Source organism: Methylotenera versatilis 79, from assembly GCF_000384375.1.
Taxonomy (GTDB): Bacteria; Pseudomonadota; Gammaproteobacteria; order Burkholderiales; family Methylophilaceae; genus Methylotenera_A; species Methylotenera_A versatilis_B.
Map to the genome: position 1 here is coordinate 478,662 of NZ_ARVX01000001.1, position 12,068 is coordinate 490,729.

Annotated in this window: 23 protein-coding genes; all 23 read right to left on the reverse strand. The window is 42.7% G+C overall.

All coding sequences use genetic code 11. The features are described 5' to 3' along the window. Window positions 1-40: 40 nt before the first annotated feature. Complete coding sequence (gene secY, locus METVE_RS0102420) at window positions 41-1,360, reverse strand: preprotein translocase subunit SecY (protein WP_020166859.1); 1,320 nt, start codon at window positions 1,358-1,360, stop codon at window positions 41-43. Window positions 1,361-1,382: 22 nt separating this feature from the next. Then, entirely contained in the window at window positions 1,383-1,823 is a 441-nt protein-coding gene (rplO, locus tag METVE_RS0102425; RefSeq protein WP_020166860.1) for a 50S ribosomal protein L15, read from the reverse strand. Next, window positions 1,823-2,020, reverse strand: a complete 198-nt coding sequence (gene rpmD / locus METVE_RS0102430; RefSeq protein ID WP_020166861.1) for a 50S ribosomal protein L30 — start codon at window positions 2,018-2,020, stop codon at window positions 1,823-1,825. The genes rplO and rpmD overlap by 1 nt, the downstream gene beginning before the upstream one ends. Window positions 2,021-2,022: 2 nt before the next feature. After that, entirely contained in the window at window positions 2,023-2,532 is a 510-nt protein-coding gene (rpsE, locus tag METVE_RS0102435) for a 30S ribosomal protein S5 (RefSeq protein WP_020166862.1), read from the reverse strand. 15 nt (window positions 2,533-2,547) lie between these two features. Continuing rightward, window positions 2,548-2,901, reverse strand: a complete 354-nt coding sequence (gene rplR / locus METVE_RS0102440) for a 50S ribosomal protein L18 (RefSeq protein ID WP_020166863.1) — start codon at window positions 2,899-2,901, stop codon at window positions 2,548-2,550. A gap of 32 nt (window positions 2,902-2,933) precedes the next feature. Further along, window positions 2,934-3,467 carry a 50S ribosomal protein L6 gene (gene rplF, locus METVE_RS0102445; RefSeq protein ID WP_020166864.1) on the reverse strand — a complete coding sequence of 178 codons (534 nt, stop codon included), beginning with the start codon at window positions 3,465-3,467 and terminating at the stop codon, window positions 2,934-2,936. A 10-nt stretch (window positions 3,468-3,477) separates the two neighbouring features. Beyond that, window positions 3,478-3,873, reverse strand: coding sequence for a 30S ribosomal protein S8 (rpsH, locus tag METVE_RS0102450; protein WP_020166865.1), 396 nt, complete (start codon window positions 3,871-3,873; stop codon window positions 3,478-3,480). 14 nt (window positions 3,874-3,887) lie between these two features. After that, entirely contained in the window at window positions 3,888-4,193 is a 306-nt protein-coding gene (gene rpsN / locus METVE_RS0102455) for a 30S ribosomal protein S14 (RefSeq protein ID WP_020166866.1), read from the reverse strand. 3 nt (window positions 4,194-4,196) lie between these two features. Continuing rightward, a complete protein-coding gene (gene rplE, locus METVE_RS0102460) occupies window positions 4,197-4,736 on the reverse strand; it encodes a 50S ribosomal protein L5 (RefSeq protein WP_020166867.1) in 540 nt (179 codons plus the stop codon). An 8-nt stretch (window positions 4,737-4,744) separates the two neighbouring features. Then, window positions 4,745-5,062 (reverse strand): 50S ribosomal protein L24, encoded by a 318-nt coding sequence (rplX, locus tag METVE_RS0102465; RefSeq protein WP_020166868.1) that lies wholly within the window; start codon window positions 5,060-5,062, stop codon window positions 4,745-4,747. A 16-nt stretch (window positions 5,063-5,078) separates the two neighbouring features. Further along, window positions 5,079-5,447 (reverse strand): 50S ribosomal protein L14, encoded by a 369-nt coding sequence (gene rplN / locus METVE_RS0102470; protein ID WP_020166869.1) that lies wholly within the window; start codon window positions 5,445-5,447, stop codon window positions 5,079-5,081. Between the two features lie 212 nt (window positions 5,448-5,659). Beyond that, entirely contained in the window at window positions 5,660-5,932 is a 273-nt protein-coding gene (gene rpsQ, locus METVE_RS0102475) for a 30S ribosomal protein S17 (protein WP_020166870.1), read from the reverse strand. 2 nt (window positions 5,933-5,934) lie between these two features. Further along, window positions 5,935-6,129: a 50S ribosomal protein L29 gene (gene rpmC / locus METVE_RS0102480; protein ID WP_020166871.1), complete on the reverse strand. Its 195-nt coding sequence runs from the start codon at window positions 6,127-6,129 to the stop codon at window positions 5,935-5,937. Window positions 6,130-6,145: 16 nt separating this feature from the next. Then, on the reverse strand, window positions 6,146-6,562 hold the full coding sequence (rplP, locus tag METVE_RS0102485) for a 50S ribosomal protein L16 (protein WP_020166872.1): 417 nt from the start codon (window positions 6,560-6,562) through the stop codon (window positions 6,146-6,148). Then, on the reverse strand, window positions 6,546-7,280 hold the full coding sequence (gene rpsC / locus METVE_RS0102490; protein WP_020166873.1) for a 30S ribosomal protein S3: 735 nt from the start codon (window positions 7,278-7,280) through the stop codon (window positions 6,546-6,548). The genes rplP and rpsC overlap by 17 nt, the downstream gene beginning before the upstream one ends. A 9-nt stretch (window positions 7,281-7,289) precedes the next feature. Then, window positions 7,290-7,619 carry a 50S ribosomal protein L22 gene (gene rplV, locus METVE_RS0102495; RefSeq protein WP_036297918.1) on the reverse strand — a complete coding sequence of 110 codons (330 nt, stop codon included), beginning with the start codon at window positions 7,617-7,619 and terminating at the stop codon, window positions 7,290-7,292. A gap of 9 nt (window positions 7,620-7,628) precedes the next feature. Next, on the reverse strand, window positions 7,629-7,904 hold the full coding sequence (gene rpsS / locus METVE_RS0102500) for a 30S ribosomal protein S19 (protein ID WP_020166875.1): 276 nt from the start codon (window positions 7,902-7,904) through the stop codon (window positions 7,629-7,631). A 4-nt stretch (window positions 7,905-7,908) separates the two neighbouring features. Further along, the gene (rplB, locus tag METVE_RS0102505; RefSeq protein ID WP_020166876.1) at window positions 7,909-8,742 is read right to left on the reverse strand and encodes a 50S ribosomal protein L2; all 834 of its coding nucleotides are present in this window, start codon (window positions 8,740-8,742) and stop codon (window positions 7,909-7,911) included. A gap of 11 nt (window positions 8,743-8,753) precedes the next feature. Then, window positions 8,754-9,068: a 50S ribosomal protein L23 gene (gene rplW, locus METVE_RS0102510; protein WP_020166877.1), complete on the reverse strand. Its 315-nt coding sequence runs from the start codon at window positions 9,066-9,068 to the stop codon at window positions 8,754-8,756. Continuing rightward, on the reverse strand, window positions 9,065-9,691 hold the full coding sequence (gene rplD, locus METVE_RS0102515; RefSeq protein WP_020166878.1) for a 50S ribosomal protein L4: 627 nt from the start codon (window positions 9,689-9,691) through the stop codon (window positions 9,065-9,067). Before rplD ends, rplW begins: the two co-directional genes overlap by 4 nt. After that, window positions 9,691-10,356, reverse strand: coding sequence for a 50S ribosomal protein L3 (gene rplC, locus METVE_RS0102520; protein ID WP_020166879.1), 666 nt, complete (start codon window positions 10,354-10,356; stop codon window positions 9,691-9,693). The genes rplD and rplC overlap by 1 nt, the downstream gene beginning before the upstream one ends. Before the next feature lie 138 nt (window positions 10,357-10,494). After that, on the reverse strand, window positions 10,495-10,803 hold the full coding sequence (rpsJ, locus tag METVE_RS0102525) for a 30S ribosomal protein S10 (RefSeq protein WP_020166880.1): 309 nt from the start codon (window positions 10,801-10,803) through the stop codon (window positions 10,495-10,497). A gap of 66 nt (window positions 10,804-10,869) precedes the next feature. Next, window positions 10,870-12,060, reverse strand: coding sequence for an elongation factor Tu (gene tuf / locus METVE_RS0102530; protein ID WP_020166881.1), 1,191 nt, complete (start codon window positions 12,058-12,060; stop codon window positions 10,870-10,872). Window positions 12,061-12,068: the final 8 nt, after the last annotated feature.

The following is a 12,068-nucleotide window of genomic DNA, read 5'->3' on the forward strand; positions in this document are numbered from 1 at the left end:
TATTGAATCACATCCGGTTATTTAAATCATTACTCTAAAGTTATCGCGTTCCCGCATTACCTTTAAAATTAGCCTTTTTAAGCAAACCCTCATATTGATGAGACATCAAATGGGATTGCACTTGCGTCATAAAGTCCATTGTTACCACAACAATAATCAACAATGACGTACCGCCAAAATAGAAAGGCGTATTAAATTTCAAAATCAAAAACTCAGGTAACAAGCAAACTAAAGTAATGTAAAAAGCACCGATTAACGTGAGTCGACCCATGATTTTATCGATGTACTTCGCTGTCTGATCACCTGGGCGAATACCTGGTACAAATGCGCCGCTTTTCTTTAAATTATCTGCTGTTTCTTTTGGGTTAAATACTAACGCCGTGTAAAAGAAACAGAAAAATATAATCGCTGCTGCAAAGAATAAAATATAAATAGGCTGTCCTGGTGACAAGACGTTACTAATGTCTTTTAACCAATACAGTCTTTCACTACTACCAAACCAACCAGCCAAAGTCGCTGGGAACAAAATAATACTTGATGCAAAAATAGGAGGAATCACTCCAGCCATATTCAGTTTCAAAGGTAGATGTGTTGTCTGACCACCGTAAACCTTATTACCAACCTGACGCTTTGCATAGTTGACTGTAATCTTGCGTTGACCGCGCTCTACAAACACAACTAATGCAGTTACTAGCAATATTGCAACAAACAAGAACATTACCAATGGTATTGAGAATGCACCCGTTCTAGCCAACTCTAAGGTAGAACTTACAGCGTGCGGCAAGCCTGCAACAATACCAGCGAAGATGATAATAGAAATACCATTACCAATACCGCGTTCAGTAATTTGCTCGCCTAACCACATTAAAAACATCGTTCCACTCACTAATGTCACTACAGCTGTCAATCTGAAAGCCATGCCAGGCTCTAAAACCAAACCCGCTTGACCTTCAAGCGCAATAGCAATACCTAAAGCCTGAAACGTTGCTAAAACGACCGTGCCGTAGCGTGTATATTTAGTAATAGTACGTCTGCCAGCCTCGCCTTCTTTTTTCAGCTGCTCCATTTTCGGAGAAACCACAGACATTAACTGCATAATAATAGAGGCTGAAATGTACGGCATAATGCCTAAAGCAAATACCGTGAAGCGAGATAAAGCACCGCCTGAGAACATGTTGAACATGCCCAAAATTCCGCCACTTTGTGAATCAAATAATTGCTTCAACACGGTAGGATCAATGCCTGGCACTGGAATATGCGCACCTAAACGGTATACAACTAAAGCACCTAAAACAAACCATAAGCGGCTTTTCAGCTCGCTCATTTTACCTACCGCACTTAAAAGACTATCTTGAGCCAATACTATTCTCTAATCTTATGACTTATTCAGCGTCAGCAACTTTACCGCCTGCAGCTTCAACAGCAGCGCGAGCGCCTTTTGTCAGCAACAAACCAGTTAAGTTAAGTTTTTTAGTAATTTCGCCAGACAAAAACACTTTTGCAGCCAGAACATTACCTGATACAACATTCGCTTGCTTCAATACAAGCAAATCAATCACATCAACTGGTAAATTATTCAACTCTGATGTACGCACATGCGCAGTATCTTTTTTAGTTAGTGATTTAAAACCACGTTTTGGCAAACGACGTTGCAAAGGCATTTGACCGCCTTCGAAACCAACTTTATGAAAACCACCAGTACGAGATTTTTGACCTTTGTGACCACGACCAGCTGTTTTACCTAAACCAGAACCGATACCACGACCAACACGACGAGCATTTTTCTTAGAGCCTTCTGCAGGCTTAATTGTATTTAATTGCATTATCCTTCTACCTTTAATAGATAACCAACTGTGTTAATCATGCCGCGAATCGATGGAGTGTCTTGCAACTCTACCGTGTGGCGAATACGACGCAAGCCTAAGCCTTTTACAGTCGCTTTATGTGACTCAATACGACCAATCACACTTTTTACCAACGTCACTTTAATTGTTGACGCTTCTACTTTTGCTTTAGCCATGATTAGCCTCTAATTTCTTCTACTGATTTACCACGTTTAGCGGCGATTTCTGATGGCGTATTCATTGACTCTAAACCGTTCAATGTAGCGCGCACCAAATTGTAAGGGTTTGTTGAACCGATACATTTAGCAACAACGTTTGTCACACCCATCACTTCAAAAATAGCGCGCATCGCACCACCAGCAATAATGCCAGTACCTTCAGAAGCAGGCTGAATAAACACTTTAGCAGCACCATGTACACCAGTTACCGCATGAAATAACGTACCGTTATTTAAATTCACTTTCAACATACCGCGACGTGCTTCATCCATGGCCTTTTGTACAGCAACTGGCACTTCACGCGCCTTGCCTTTACCCATACCTACAGCGCCATCGCCATCACCGACAACAGTCAATGCCGCGAAACTCATAATACGACCACCTTTAACCGTTTTACTTACACGATTTACAGTAATCATCTTTTCACGCAAACCATCGGTTTGCTGTTGTTGTTCGTTTTCTCTAGCCATTATCTGTCTCGCTTCTTAGAATGACAGGCCGTTTTCACGCGCAGCATCTGCTAACGCCTTGATACGACCATGGTATTTGTAACCTGAACGATCAAAAGCAACAGTAGTGATACCCGCTTTTTTCGCCTTTTCAGCAATTAATTTACCAATAGCGGCAGCTGCTTCTACATTGCCACCATTCTTAACTTTTTTACGCACATCTGCTTCAACTGTTGAAGCACTTGCTAATACTGTATCGCCGGTTTCAGCGATAATTTGTGCATAGATATGCGTATTAGTACGATGTACGCTTAAACGCGTCACTTTTAGCTCAGCAATTTTGGCACGGGTTTTACGTGCGCGGCGTAAGCGATTATCTACGTTGTTCATATTGATCCTTATTGACCTATTTTTCCGACTACTTATTTTTTCTTGGTTTCTTTGATTGCAACAACTTCATCTGCATAACGAACGCCTTTGCCTTTATAAGGCTCTGGTGCACGGTAAGAACGAATTTGTGCTGCAACTTGACCAATCACTTGCTTGTCGTAACCCGTTAAGATTACTTCAGTTGGTGTCGGTGTTGTTACCGTTACGCCAACAGGCATTTTGTGATTGATTGGATGTGAATAACCAAGCTCTAAATTCAACATAGCACCTTGCGCATTAGCTTTATAACCCACGCCTACCAATGTAAGCTTGCGAGTAAAACCAACAGAAACGCCTTGAACCATATTAGCCACAAGCGCACGCAATGTACCAGACATCGCACTTGAGTGTTTAGTATCGTTAGATGCTGTAAATGTAATTGTTTCACCTTCACGCTTAAGCGCAACAGCACTCGTTAACGGAAGAGATAATTTACCTAAAGGGCCGCTAACCGCAATATTGTTTGCACTTAGCACCACTTCAACTTTTTCTGGAATGGCGACTGGATTTTTAGCAACACGTGACATTTGCTTCTCCTTAAGCCACTACGCACAACACTTCGCCACCGATACCGGCTGCTTGTGCTTTACGATCTGTCATTACACCCTTGGATGTAGACATAATTGTCACACCAAGACCATTCATTACTTTAGGAATATTGTCTGAACCTTTGTAAATGCGAAGACCAGGCTTACTTACACGGTCAATTTTCTCAATTACTGGACGGCCAGCATAATATTTCAGACTAATGCTCAACAATGGTTTGCCATCGTTTGCACTCACCGCAAAATCATCAATATAACCTTCATCTTTTAACACAGCGGCAATAGCGCTTTTCAATTTAGAAGCAGGCATAACAACTGATAGTTTGTTAACACTTTGTGCGTTACGAATACGCGTTAGCATATCGGCAATCGGATCACTCATACTCATAATTTATTCCTCCGTTACCAGCTAGCTTTGGTGACGCCTGGCACTTGGCCACTCATCATCAAATCGCGCAACTTGCTGCGACCGATACCAAATTTACTGAAAACACCACGTGGGCGACCTGTTAATGCACAGCGATTACGCAAACGCACTGGGCTAGAATTACGTGGTAAAGCTTGCAATTTCAAACGTGCTTCACGACGATCTTCCAATGTTGCACTTTGATCGTTAATCGTTGCATTTAGCGCTTCGCGCTTGCCTGCGAATTTTGCAACTGTTGCGCGACGTTTAGATTCGCGTTCTGTCATACATGTTTTTGCCATGTCTTAACCCCTAAAAGGAAAACTAAACGCAGCTAACAATGCCTTAGCCTCTTCGTCTGTTTTTGCCGTTGTAGTAATCGTAATATTCATACCGCGAATCACGTCAATTTTGTCATATTCAATTTCCGGGAATATGATCTGCTCTTTAACGCCCATATTGTAGTTACCACGGCCATCAAATGATTTTGCTGAAATACCGCGGAAGTCACGAATACGTGGAATAGCAACTGTAACCAAGCGATCCAAGAATTCATACATACGCTCGCGACGCAAAGTTACTTTGCAGCCGACAGGATAATCATCACGAATTTTAAATGCTGCAACAGATTTCTTTGCTTTGGTCACAACCACTTTTTGACCAGCAATTTTTTCCATATCGCCAACTGCATTTTCCATCACTTTTTTATCAGCAACCGCTTCGCCCACACCCATGTTCAGGGTGATCTTTTCAATGCGAGGAACTTGCATGACTGAAGTGTAACCAAATTGCTCTGTCATACTTTTAACAACAGAGTCTTTATAAAATTGTTTTAAGCGCGCCATGATTTATCCTATGCGTCCACTGCTTCGCCGTTAGATTTGAATACGCGCACTTTTTTGCCGTCTTTCAAAACTTTATAACCTACACGGTCAGCTTTTTGTGTTGCATTATTAAATAACGCAACGTTAGAAATATCGATCGGCATTTCTTTAGCGATGATTCCGCCAGTAACACCCTTTGCTGGATTTGGCTTAGCATGCTTTTTAGCAACGTTAAGACCTTCAACCACCACATGACCAGACTCAAGCACGTTAAGCACAACGCCTCGCTTACCTTTGTCTTTACCTGTATTTAAAACGACTTGGTCGCCTTTATGAATTTTGCTCATATATTGTCCTTATCCCTTACAGCACTTCAGGCGCAAGAGAAACAATTTTCATGAATTTTTCAGTACGTAATTCACGAGTTACCGGGCCAAAAATACGTGTACCAATCGGCTCTAATTTACTATTCAGTAAAACGGCAGCATTAGTATCGAATTTAACTAAAGAACCATCTGGACGACGCACGCCTTTAGCCGTACGCACCACAACAGCACTATAAACTTCGCCTTTTTTGACGCGACCACGTGGAGCAGCATCTTTGATGCTAACTTTAATGATGTCGCCTATACCAGCGTAACGACGTTTTGAGCCACCTAACACTTTAATGCACTGAACTGAACGCGCACCCGTGTTATCGGCAACTTCTAGCCGAGATTGCATTTGAATCATGAGAATAATCTCCAACTTAATCCGTTAAACCAACACCAGCCGCATGAATTTAATCACAACGGCCAGTAGACCACGGTCAGTATTGGGGTACTAGCTTTTATGAACCTTAGAAACTACTAACCAAGAATTCACGAGTACCGAAAAGTCCAACATTATAACTTACAAACTAATTGTGTAGCAAGGCTAAAATCGCTTTACCACACAATAATTACTTAGGCTTTTGTATTAACCTTACTTACAACCCATGTCTTTGTTTTTGACAATGGTCGTGATTCAGTAATAGTCACTAAATCGCCTTCTTTACATGCATTTGTTTCGTCATGCGCATGGAATTTATTCGATTTTACAACTACCTTACCGATTAATGGATGTTTCACTTTACGCTCAACTAAAACCGTTACAGTTTTATCCATTTTGTCGCTCACTACACGGCCATTAAGGCTGCGTACAACTTTAGTAGATTCCGCTAATTTAACGTCTGTCATGATTATGCCTGTTTCGCTTTCTCAGCCAAAACAAGCTTAACACGCGCAACATCTTTGCGTACTTTACCTAGCTGATCTACTTTGGTTAATTGTTGTGTTGCAACTTGCATGCGAAGTGAGAATTGCGCACGGCGTAATTCAATCAATTCCGCATTTAACTCATCAACACTTTTTGCTCTTAAATCTAAAGCTTTCATTTTAGCTCGCCTTTTCTTAACTGCCGATTTGACGTGTCATGAAAGTAGTTTCGATTGGTAGCTTAGCAGCCGCCAAACGGAACGCTTCACGCGCAAGCTCTTCACTTACGCCGTCCATTTCGTACAACATTTTACCTGGCTGGATTTGTGCTACGTAGTACTCTGTACTACCTTTACCATTACCCATACGTACTTCAGCAGGTTTTTTAGAAATTGGTTGATCTGGGAAAATACGGATCCACACACGACCACCACGCTTAATGTGACGCGTCATTACGCGACGTGCCGCTTCGATTTGACGGGCAGTCAAACGACCACGACCAATTGCTTTTAATCCAAAATCACCAAAACTTACTTTATTACCTGTCGTTGCAATGCCTTTATTACGGCCTTTTTGCATCTTGCGGTATTTTTGTCTAGACGGTTGCAGCATCTTTAGCCCTCGGCTTTCTTACTTTTTTCTCTGGTTCAGCAACTGGTGTAGCAGCTGGCGCTGTAGCACCAATTGGCGTTGGTACGTTATCAGCAAAAATCTCGCCTTTAAATACCCACACTTTAATACCAATAATGCCGTATGTTGTTAATGCTTCAGCAACACCGTAATCAATATCAGCACGCAATGTATGTAATGGCACACGGCCTTCACGATACCATTCAGTACGTGCAATCTCTATACCATTCAAACGGCCTGAACTCATGATTTTGATACCTTGAGCACCTAAACGCATTGCATTTTGCATAGCACGCTTCATGGCACGACGGAACATCACACGCTTTTCAAGTTGTTGCGCGATAGATTGTGCGATTAATGTCGCATCGATTTCTGGCTTACGTACTTCTTCAATATTCAAATGAACAGGAACGCCCATTAAACCTTGTAAAGTAGCGCGTAAAGATTCGATATCCTCACCTTTTTTACCAATAACAACACCTGGACGGGCACTGTGAATAGTAATTTTTGCATTTTTTGCTGGGCGCTCAATAATAATTTTACTTACTGCAGCACTGGCTAATTTTTTATTTAAAAACTCACGTACTTTAATGTCGCTTTGCAACATAGCAGGAAAGTTTTTGCTATTGGCGTACCAACGTGAAGCCCAATTTTTTTGGACACTCAGACGGAAACCAATTGGATGAATTTTTTGACCCATGATTATCCTTTAGTTACCGACAGTCACATGAATGTGACAGGTTGGTTTAGTAATACGACCCGCACGGCCTTTTGCGCGTGGACGAATACGTTTAAGCACAATGCCTTTATCAACATAAATTGAAGTAACCTTCAACTCATCGATATCAGCGCCATTATTATGTTCAGCATTAGCAATTGCTGACTCAACCACTTTTTTAATGACCTCAGCACCTTTTTTAGGTGTGAAGTTCAAAATATTTAATGCGTGATCTACTTTTTTGCCACGAACAAGGTCAGCCACCAAACGCGCTTTTTGCGGAGAAAGGTGAACGCCTCTTAATATTGCAGTTACTTGCATCATAGGCCTCTATTTCTTCGCTTTTCTATCAGCTGCATGGCCCTTGAATGTACGTGTTAACGCAAATTCACCGAGCTTATGACCAACCATGTTTTCTGAAATCAACACAGGAATGTGTTGCTTACCATTGTGAATCGCAATGGTTAACCCAATAAAATCTGGCAAAATAGTAGAACGACGTGACCAAGTTTTAATTGGTTTACGATCGCGTGTAGCTGCTGCGACTTCTACTTTTTTTGCCAAATGACCATCAATAAATGGACCTTTTTTAACTGAACGTGCCATATGATTACCTTACGCCTCTCGGACGACGACTGATACGCATGTTATCAGTACGCTTATTGCTACGTGTACGATAACCCTTCGTTTTAACACCCCATGGGCTCACTGGATTCATACCAGCTGCAGTTTTACCTTCACCACCACCGTGCGGGTGATCAACCGGGTTCATTACCACACCGCGAACGGTTGGACGAACACCACGCCAGCGCATTGCACCAGCTTTACCGATTGAACGTAATGAATGCTCTTCGTTACCCACTTCACCTAAAGTTGCTTTGCAATCCACGTGAACGCGGCGAACTTCACCTGAACGTAAACGCAACTGTGCATAAGCACCTTCACGCGCTAATAACTGAACAGAGGTACCAGCTGAACGTGCAATTTGCGCGCCTTTGCCTGGTTGCAATTCGATACAATGAATCGTGCTACCTACTGGGATATTACGTAATGGCAATGCATTACCTACTTTGATTGGCGCTTCTGCACCACTAATCAATTGCGCACCAGCAGCAATGCCGCGTGGCGCAATAATGTAACGACGCTCACCATCCGCATAACAAAGCAATGCAATATGTGCCGTACGATTTGGATCGTACTCGATATGCTCCACTTTCGCAGGAATACCGTCTTTGTTACGACGAAAATCAATCATACGATAATGCTGCTTATGACCACCACCTTGGTGACGAGTTGTAATATGACCGTTATTATTACGGCCAGCGTGTTTACTTTGACTTTCCAACAGCGGCGCGTGTGGCTTACCTTTGTAAAGATCTGGTGTTACGACCTTTACGACACCACGACGACCGGGGGAAGTTGGTTTGACTTTAACTAATGCCATATCTTCTCTCCTTATTCGCCCGCTGCGAAGTTAATTTCTTGACCTGGCTTCAAGCTAACATAAGCTTTTTTCCAGTCGTTACGCTTGCCGATACGTTTGCCAGCGCGTTTAATTTTGCCACCCACATTAATCGTAGCGACTTTTTCAACTTCAACTTTAAAAACAAGCTCAACTGCAGCTTTAATTTCCAGTTTAGTTGCGTCAGTGCGTACTTTAAAAGCAATTTGCTGATGTTTATCGGCAATGTATGTTGCTTTTTCTGTGATTTGTGGCGCTAAAATCACTTGTAATAAGCGATCTTGAGATTTTGTAATCGCGGTCATCATGCTAGCAACTCCTCAAGTTTTTTAACTGCACCTGCGGTTGCCAATACTTTAGGGAAACGCACCAAGCTGACTGGGTCAGCATATTGCGCTTCAATCACCATAACATTGGTTAAGTTACGTGATGACAAATACAAGTTCTCATCAAAACCATCTGTTAACAATAAAACGCCATCGGCATAGCCTAGACCTTTGATTTTCTCAACAAATTGTTTTGTTTTAGGTGTCTCGATTTTAAACTCTTCAACAACGGTAATACGCTCTTGGCGAACTAATTCAGACAAAATCGTTTGCATACCAGCACGGTAGGCTTTACGGTTTACTTTGTGGCTGAAATTTTCGTTAGGTGAATTAGGGAATGCACGTCCACCTCCACGCCAGATTGGGCTTGAGCTCATACCTGCACGTGCGTTACCAGTACCTTTTTGTGCGTATGGCTTGTGCGTTGTATGCGCCACAGTGTCACGGCCTTTTTGTGCGCGCGTTGCTGTACGGGCATTCGCCATATACGCAACCACAACTTGATGCACCAAAGCTTCGTTAAACTCACGACCAAATGTTACTTCAGAAACGTCAACGCCTTTCTTAGCAGCTTTACCGTTTTTATCAATTAATTTGAGTTCCATTATTTAGCTCCCTTAGATTTCTGAAGCTTAACTTTAACGGCTGGGCGAACAACAACATCACCACCTTTAGAGCCAGGAATCGCACCTTTAATCAACAATAAGTTACGCTCTACATCAACACGCACTATTTCTAGATTTTGTGTTGTAACAGTTACATCACCTAAATGACCAGGCATACGCTTACCAGGGAATACTCGACCTGGATCTTGCGCCATACCGATTGAGCCAGGAACGTTATGCGATTTAGAGTTACCGTGCGATGCGCGGTTAGACTTAAAGTGATGGCGTTTAATCGCGCCAGCAAAGCCTTTACCAATCGAGGTACCAGTCACATCAACGATTTGACCTGCTGAGAAAATCTCTACTGTAATGCTGCCACCAACTTGGTAGCCGCTTAACACATCAGCAGAAACATTGAATTCTTTGATGCCAGAACCAGCAGCAACGCCCGCTTTGGCATAATGGCCAGTAAGCGCTTTGTTGATGCGGCTAGCACGACGCTCGCCATGAGCAACTTGAAGGCCAGTATAGCCATCGCTCGCGATTGTCTTGATCTGTGTCACACGGTTAGGAACAACTTCCAACACGGTTACCGGGATGCTTGCGCCATCATCAGTAAACACGCGGGTCATGCCCACCTTGCGACCAATAAGCCCTAAGCTCATGATCGTATCCTTATTTTTAGTTAAAGAAGTCGATTACAATTGACCGACTTCTGTGAAAGAGCGCGGATTATACCGAACCCATGATTTTATTACAATAACTTTTTACAACACTTAACACTAATTTCAAGCTTAAATTACTTACAATTTAATCTCTACATCAACACCAGCTGGTAAATCTAACTTCATTAATGCATCCACTGTTTTATCAGTTGGATCAACAATATCCATCAAACGTTGATGCGTACGAATCTCAAACTGATCGCGCGATGTTTTGTTCACATGCGGCGAACGCAAAATATCAAAACGTTCAATACGTGTTGGCAATGGCACTGGGCCTTTAACCACTGCACCAGTACGTTTAGCTGTTTCTACGATTTCTTGAGCAGATTGATCAATCAAACGATAATCAAATGCTTTCAAGCGAATACGAATTTTTTGAGCTGCCATTTTACTTTTCCTTTAAAGAGCGAAACGGCAGACTTAAGCCTGCCGTTTAATTAATATTACCTACAATTACTCGATGATTTTAGCCACAACACCAGCACCCACAGTACGGCCACCTTCACGGATAGCGAAGCGTAAGCCATCTTCCATCGCGATCGGTGCGATCAAAGCAACTGTGATTGATACGTTGTCACCTGGCATGACCATTTCAGTACCTGCTGGCAATTCAACTGCACCAGTTACGTCTGTGGTACGGAAGTAGAATTGTGGACGGTAGCCGTTGAAGAATGGTGTGTGACGACCGCCTTCATCTTTACCTAGCACGTAGATTTCTGCTGTGAATTTTGTGTGTGGTTTGATAGAGCCTGATTTAGACAATACTTGACCACGTTCGATATCTTCACGTTTTGTACCACGTAGCAATACACCAACGTTGTCGCCCGCTTGACCTTGGTCTAGTAATTTACGGAACATTTCAACACCAGTACAAGTGGTTTTTACAGTTGGTTTGATACCAACGATTTCGATCTCGTCACCGACTTTTACAATACCACGCTCAATACGGCCTGTTACTACTGTACCGCGACCTGAGATTGAGAATACGTCTTCTACTGGCATTAAGAACGTGCCGTCGATTGCGCGTTCTGGCATTGGGATGTAGCTGTCTAAGGCTTCTGCTAATTTGAAGATTGCTGGTTCGCCGATTGGTGATTGGTCACCTTCTAAAGCGAGTTTAGCTGAACCGTGAATAATTGGTGTGTCGTCACCTGGGAAGTCATATTTGCTAAGCAATTCACGCACTTCCATTTCTACTAGCTCTAATAACTCAGCGTCATCTACCATGTCTGCCTTGTTTAGAAACACAACGATGTAAGGTACGCCAACTTGACGAGCAAGAAGGATGTGCTCACGTGTTTGTGGCATTGGACCGTCAGCTGCTGAACATACTAGGATAGCGCCGTCCATTTGTGCTGCGCCTGTGATCATGTTTTTAACGTAGTCAGCATGGCCTGGGCAGTCTACGTGTGCGTAGTGACGGTTAGCCGTCTCATACTCAACGTGGGCAGTATTAATGGTAATACCACGTGCTTTTTCTTCTGGTGCTGCGTCAATTTGGTCGTAAGCTTTGGCTTCACCACCGAATTTTTTAGACAGGATTGTGGTAATCGCTGCTGTTAATGTTGTCTTACCATGATCCACGTGGCCAATCGTGCCGACGTTGACGTGTGGCTTGGTCCGTTCAAATTTGCCTTTTGCCATGACTTAGT

Bases quoted from the DNA above. Each gene is read 5' to 3' on its own strand.
- rplO (WP_020166860.1), bottom strand. From the start codon at position 1,823: ATGCAATTAAATACAATTAAGCCTGCAGAAGGCTCTAAGAAAAATGCT.
- rpmD (WP_020166861.1), bottom strand. From the start codon at position 2,020: ATGGCTAAAGCAAAAGTAGAAGCGTCAACAATTAAAGTGACGTTGGTA.
- rpsE (WP_020166862.1), bottom strand. From the start codon at position 2,532: ATGGCTAGAGAAAACGAACAACAACAGCAAACCGATGGTTTGCGTGAA.
- rplR (WP_020166863.1), bottom strand. From the start codon at position 2,901: ATGAACAACGTAGATAATCGCTTACGCCGCGCACGTAAAACCCGTGCC.
- rplF (WP_020166864.1), bottom strand. From the start codon at position 3,467: ATGTCACGTGTTGCTAAAAATCCAGTCGCCATTCCAGAAAAAGTTGAA.
- rpsH (WP_020166865.1), bottom strand. From the start codon at position 3,873: ATGAGTATGAGTGATCCGATTGCCGATATGCTAACGCGTATTCGTAAC.
- rpsN (WP_020166866.1), bottom strand. From the start codon at position 4,193: ATGGCAAAAACATGTATGACAGAACGCGAATCTAAACGTCGCGCAACA.
- rplE (WP_020166867.1), bottom strand. From the start codon at position 4,736: ATGGCGCGCTTAAAACAATTTTATAAAGACTCTGTTGTTAAAAGTATG.
- rplX (WP_020166868.1), bottom strand. From the start codon at position 5,062: ATGAGCAAAATTCATAAAGGCGACCAAGTCGTTTTAAATACAGGTAAA.
- rplN (WP_020166869.1), bottom strand. From the start codon at position 5,447: ATGATTCAAATGCAATCTCGGCTAGAAGTTGCCGATAACACGGGTGCG.
- rpsQ (WP_020166870.1), bottom strand. From the start codon at position 5,932: ATGACAGACGTTAAATTAGCGGAATCTACTAAAGTTGTACGCAGCCTT.
- rpmC (WP_020166871.1), bottom strand. From the start codon at position 6,129: ATGAAAGCTTTAGATTTAAGAGCAAAAAGTGTTGATGAGTTAAATGCG.
- rplP (WP_020166872.1), bottom strand. From the start codon at position 6,562: ATGCTGCAACCGTCTAGACAAAAATACCGCAAGATGCAAAAAGGCCGT.
- rpsC (WP_020166873.1), bottom strand. From the start codon at position 7,280: ATGGGTCAAAAAATTCATCCAATTGGTTTCCGTCTGAGTGTCCAAAAA.
- rplV (WP_036297918.1), bottom strand. From the start codon at position 7,619: ATGCAAGTAACTGCAATATTAAGAGGCGTTCACCTTTCTCCGCAAAAA.
- rpsS (WP_020166875.1), bottom strand. From the start codon at position 7,904: ATGGCACGTTCAGTTAAAAAAGGTCCATTTATTGATGGTCATTTGGCA.
- rplB (WP_020166876.1), bottom strand. From the start codon at position 8,742: ATGGCATTAGTTAAAGTCAAACCAACTTCCCCCGGTCGTCGTGGTGTC.
- rplW (WP_020166877.1), bottom strand. From the start codon at position 9,068: ATGATGACCGCGATTACAAAATCTCAAGATCGCTTATTACAAGTGATT.
- rplD (WP_020166878.1), bottom strand. From the start codon at position 9,691: ATGGAACTCAAATTAATTGATAAAAACGGTAAAGCTGCTAAGAAAGGC.
- rplC (WP_020166879.1), bottom strand. From the start codon at position 10,356: ATGAGCTTAGGGCTTATTGGTCGCAAGGTGGGCATGACCCGCGTGTTT.
- rpsJ (WP_020166880.1), bottom strand. From the start codon at position 10,803: ATGGCAGCTCAAAAAATTCGTATTCGCTTGAAAGCATTTGATTATCGT.
- tuf (WP_020166881.1), bottom strand. From the start codon at position 12,060: ATGGCAAAAGGCAAATTTGAACGGACCAAGCCACACGTCAACGTCGGC.